This window comes from ANME-2 cluster archaeon, assembly GCA_019429385.1.
Taxonomy (GTDB): domain Archaea; phylum Halobacteriota; class Methanosarcinia; order Methanosarcinales; family Methanocomedenaceae; genus Methanocomedens_B.
Genome location: JAHYIS010000063.1, coordinates 1 through 4,315 on the forward strand (window position 1 = coordinate 1; position 4,315 = coordinate 4,315).

At 45.5% G+C, this 4,315-nt stretch carries 6 protein-coding genes; 3 read left to right on the forward strand and 3 right to left on the reverse strand.

Annotation, left to right across the window (positions count from 1 at the left end):
* Nucleotides 1–479: hypothetical protein (locus K0A89_12765; GenBank protein MBW6519354.1), on the forward strand; the 479-nt coding region annotated here is incomplete at its 5' end.
* The gene (locus tag K0A89_12770; protein ID MBW6519355.1) at nt 449–1,093 is read left to right on the forward strand and encodes a protein-L-isoaspartate(D-aspartate) O-methyltransferase; all 645 of its coding nucleotides are present in this window, start codon (nt 449–451) and stop codon (nt 1,091–1,093) included. The genes K0A89_12765 and K0A89_12770, both read left to right, overlap by 31 nt.
* Before the next feature lie 236 nt (nt 1,094–1,329).
* On the opposite strand, the gene ccsA is transcribed toward K0A89_12770, so the two are convergent.
* Genes ccsA through K0A89_12785 form a run of 3 tightly spaced genes read right to left on the reverse strand, consistent with a single transcriptional unit; the run spans nt 1,330 to nt 3,943 of the window.
* Nucleotides 1,330–3,204 carry a cytochrome c biogenesis protein CcsA gene (gene ccsA, locus K0A89_12775; GenBank protein MBW6519356.1) on the reverse strand — a complete coding sequence of 625 codons (1,875 nt, stop codon included), beginning with the start codon at nt 3,202–3,204 and terminating at the stop codon, nt 1,330–1,332.
* Between the two features lie 59 nt (nt 3,205–3,263).
* Nucleotides 3,264–3,578, reverse strand: a complete 315-nt coding sequence (locus K0A89_12780; GenBank protein ID MBW6519357.1) for a hypothetical protein — start codon at nt 3,576–3,578, stop codon at nt 3,264–3,266.
* A gap of 2 nt (nt 3,579–3,580) precedes the next feature.
* Nucleotides 3,581–3,943 (reverse strand): cytochrome c maturation protein CcmE, encoded by a 363-nt coding sequence (locus tag K0A89_12785; GenBank protein ID MBW6519358.1) that lies wholly within the window; start codon nt 3,941–3,943, stop codon nt 3,581–3,583.
* Between the two features lie 147 nt (nt 3,944–4,090).
* Between K0A89_12785 and K0A89_12790 the strand changes: the two genes are divergently transcribed.
* Nucleotides 4,091–4,315 (forward strand): ISNCY family transposase (locus K0A89_12790; GenBank protein ID MBW6519359.1); only part of this gene is annotated, 225 nt, incomplete at its 3' end.

The following is a 4,315-nucleotide window of genomic DNA, read 5'->3' on the forward strand; positions in this document are numbered from 1 at the left end:
AATTCATTGTAGAAGATGATAGCGGAGAGATGGCAAATTTTGTGCAGGTCACATCCATAGAATCAGGTGGCAAACGGGTAAATATGGCTCGTGCCGACAGTATACTGACAATATGGGCCAGGGCAACCGATAAGGTAAGTGCCAAAATATCCGTGAATAAAGGTTGGGAGACTAAATCATTTGAATTGAAAGTTGACGGTGAGAAAGAGTTTACGATTGGTGAAACATTATCTTACAACAATGAAACATTCCAGATAAAAAAAATAAAATTACGAAATGGCGGGTCTGTCGATAGAAAGGGAGAAACGGTGCCAGCTAAACATATTATACGCATTTTTTCTAACTCAATGGAAAGGGTAGATTGGCTGGACCGGAAGAAGGATGGCAAGAAACGTATTTCCCGTCCACATAGCAGTGGCCCTGCAATCCAGCCACGGGGGTCTGCACAATGGACTTTGAAGCGGAAAGAAAAAGACTGATACATAGTCTGCGGACCCGCCATGAAGAACTATCCGGGCGGATATTCACGGCAATGGAGCATGTGCCCAGGCACCTGTTCGTGAAGGAGAACGAACGCTCTGCTGCTTATGCAGACTATCCTCTGGGTATTGGTAGTGACCAGACTATCTCGGCCCCGCACATGGTCGCCATAATGTGCCACCTGCTTGACCTGAGACCTGGGCACAGGGTACTTGAGGTGGGTGGTGGCTGCGGGTATCATGCTGCTGTCATGGCTGAACTGGTGCGCCCTGGGGGACATGTCTATTCCATAGAGCGTATCCCGACACTGGCTGAAGAGGCTCGCCAGAACTTGCTCAAGACCGGATACCAGGACGAAGTTACTATCATCATCGACGACGGTAGCGTGGGGTTACCGGAAGAAGCACCCTTTGACAGGATATCGGTAGCATGTGCTGCCCCTGAAATACCTGAGGTACTTGTGAAGCAGTTGAGTGTGGGCGGAATGATGGTAATACCTGTTGGCAGGTACATGCAGGAACTATACCTGGTAACCAGGACCAACGGTGTTAAAAAAGAACCAAAAGGTGGAGTGATATTTGTACCTCTGCTCGGAAAATACGGTTTTAGATGAATATTCTGGTACTATGTTAATCTTGTACGATTTTATTCTGGCATATTCTGATAATAGTATAATATGAGAATATTATATTCGGACAATATTTTTTTCTCACAACCTTATTTCCAGAAAATATTAAGATGAACGGGTAGGGGTGGGAGTGTATTGTAAAAAATAAACCCGCTCATCGAATCTCACAATGTTCTCATTAAGTATATATTTTGCCGTTGAGGCAAATAATCTGAATATTTCTATTTCTTCTTAGTCCTGCCAGATAATCCCGGTACAATCCCGACCAGAATCAATATACAACCAGCCCATATCACTGTCATGCCAGGTACAATCCTGATATTGGCAAAGGATATGAAGATGGGTGTGGTAGTACCAATCCCCTGGTACGTTATCCGCACGTCGGACAGCAGTCCATTGTAGATGAAAGGCCGGGTATTATACTCTCCCCCCTTCTCTTCGAAAGATGCATCCCCTGTGGCAACGACAGACCCGTTTTTCCGGTAAATAGTATAGGTCCCTATCTTGGTCAACGTCGCAGTGTAATGGTCGTGCTGTACCGGGAATGCAAGGTTTACCAGTTGTATCTCAAAATCGCCTACCATTTTCTTTTCATTAAATGACCTGAAATAAATGGTTTCATCGGTAGAATAGGTACTCATCAGCACGCCTATCAGCATAATGGCAATGCCCAGGTGAACCAGATGGGGAGAAGCACTACGCAGTCGTGCCCATGCAGGTGTTTTTGAAACCGCTGCCCTGCTAATACGATACAACCCTGCCAATGCCGCAAAGACAATGACTGCAACCGAAATATTATCGTAGGTATCATGAGTGACATCAAGACCGGTAACTACCAGCAGGAGTATCGCCGCAAGTATGAGTGCCAGGCGCCGGTAACTGGCCCCGAACATGCACAATCCCATCGTTACCAGTAATAGTATGGTCAATGGATATGACCAGTCATTGAACAATTCTATTGAAATGGCCATGCCGCTTCCGAAAATATCCAGTATAAGGGAATATGACAGTCCTGTGAACAGTACGGCTGACAACATCAGAAAAATGATTGTTGTTAACAGAAAAAGGTTGCTTTCAGACAGCAATCCTTCAGAATCAGGCAGGTGTTGTTTTTCTTTTTTCTTCATACCCCAATGAATGATCATACCAATAGAAATGACGAACAAGACCACGACCATGGAAAGCAACAGCATGTTCCTGCCATTCTCCCCGAAACTGTGCACGGATTGAATGGTACCGCTCCTGATAATATAGACCGAATACAGGGCTATGACAAAACTCATGATGCCCGTAGCAGGGGATAAAAGTCGCAGGTCCCGTGACTTCCTGAACCGGGCAGCCGTATGCAGGTATGCTGTGAGCATCAGCCAGACCATCAGCGAACTGGTGAATGCCGGGTCCCATATCCAATAGGACTCCCATACTCCATAGGACCAGATACACCCTGATACAATACCCGCTCCCATGACCAACCATGCCCAGCGGGCAGCTCCCCTGCACTTTGATTCCCAGTCAGGACCCTGTACGGCTGCCGAGGCAAATATCACCGACATCAATGCATACCCTATAAAGATGCCGGGAGGATGGAATACCATCCATATATTAACCAGGAGCGGATTGAGTCCCATGCCGTCCTGCGGCACTTCGGACAAATCCGGATATGCGTCAAGCGTGGCAGTGAAAGGACCGAGCTGTATGGTAAGCAGAAGCAAAAGCAGTCCCAGGGAAAGAATGATGTGACGCTCGGCACCGCTTTCGTACTTTTCCAGCATATATGCGGCAATAAGCATCAATCCCAGGGCGAAGAACAGCATGGAACCTTCTTCCCCGGTCCAGAGTGCTGAAAGTTTGTAGATGGGGGGCAGGTCCAGGCTGCTGTATGAATAGACGTAATGTATGGAAAAATCAGACACTAGGAAATAACAGGCCAAAAGCGCAACAGCCAGTGACAGGAAAGTGGCAGATATGCGCATGGACCAATTGCGGTAAGGTACCAGGCGACCTAAAAAATCAAGACGCGGCGATTCCCACAGCAGCAGCAGTGTCAACAGTCCGGTCAGAAATGACAGGTATAGAAAGACATCTCCAATATTCATGTATCCACCTTTTTCCATTCACTTTTTTGTTTCCGATTTTCACTCTGTTTTGCCAAAGACTATATAAGACCTTTCAACCTGAACCCTATCACGACATTTACCATGATAATGATCAATGCGACCAGTCCCAGTCCCCGTATCTCCGGATGCTGCCAGTTGTAATAAACAAAGGCATAGGTGCAAAGCAAGACAGCGATACCCAGTATGCCTGTGCCATGGATAGGAGTAGGTAATAAGCTGATTATGAACAACACAAGTGCAGCCAGACCAGGAACGGGACGAGTAGCAGTCCTTCCTTTTAAATACGCCATGGTAAGGGTCGCAAGGATGATGCCGGTGTTCATATCATGCAATGCCTGGAGCGTATATACCATGTTCAGACCTCGAACTTGGATGGACATTTGGTAATGACACTGACTGCCCTGAAAACATTATCTTCACCTAATGTACCCTGGACTACCACGTGCGAGTCAAGGCTGAAGGATGATGGCAGGTTGCCCCTGAACAGGACGTCCATGGTAGCGTTACCATCTGTTATCCGAAAGGTATAGGTGTCACCGTTACTGGTGGGTTCAGATGCGAGTTTTCCGCTTACTCTCACGTCACCTGCCGGCGGGTTGGCAAGCACATCTCCAACTGTTTCATAGTGCACCAGGTAATTGTTCATTGCGCTGTACCCCAGGGCAATACAGAAGAGTATGGTCAGTACCCCTAACAGGGTTCTTTTATCAATGTCCATTGTCTTCTTTCATATAATTATCAATATACATTAAATGTATTCGGCACAGTCCCAGAATCCAGTTATGTAATACAAAGTTGTAATATCATCACAATAAATACATAATTTTTTTGTAATATAAAGCGATGATATTACTTTGCATCAAACATGACAACAATAAACAGCACCCTTAATAACTTTTCCGAAATCCCAATCTTTCATAACGTTTTCAGTGGATTTGGCAATGAATACGAATATACAGAAAATGAGATTTTCCGCAAGAAAAAACCACCACAATGCCCAACATGTGCTAATAATATGGTGCATAATGGTTTTAACAGCTATACCAAAAAAGGTCTTGGCACCATAAAAATTGGAAAATATCTATGTAAC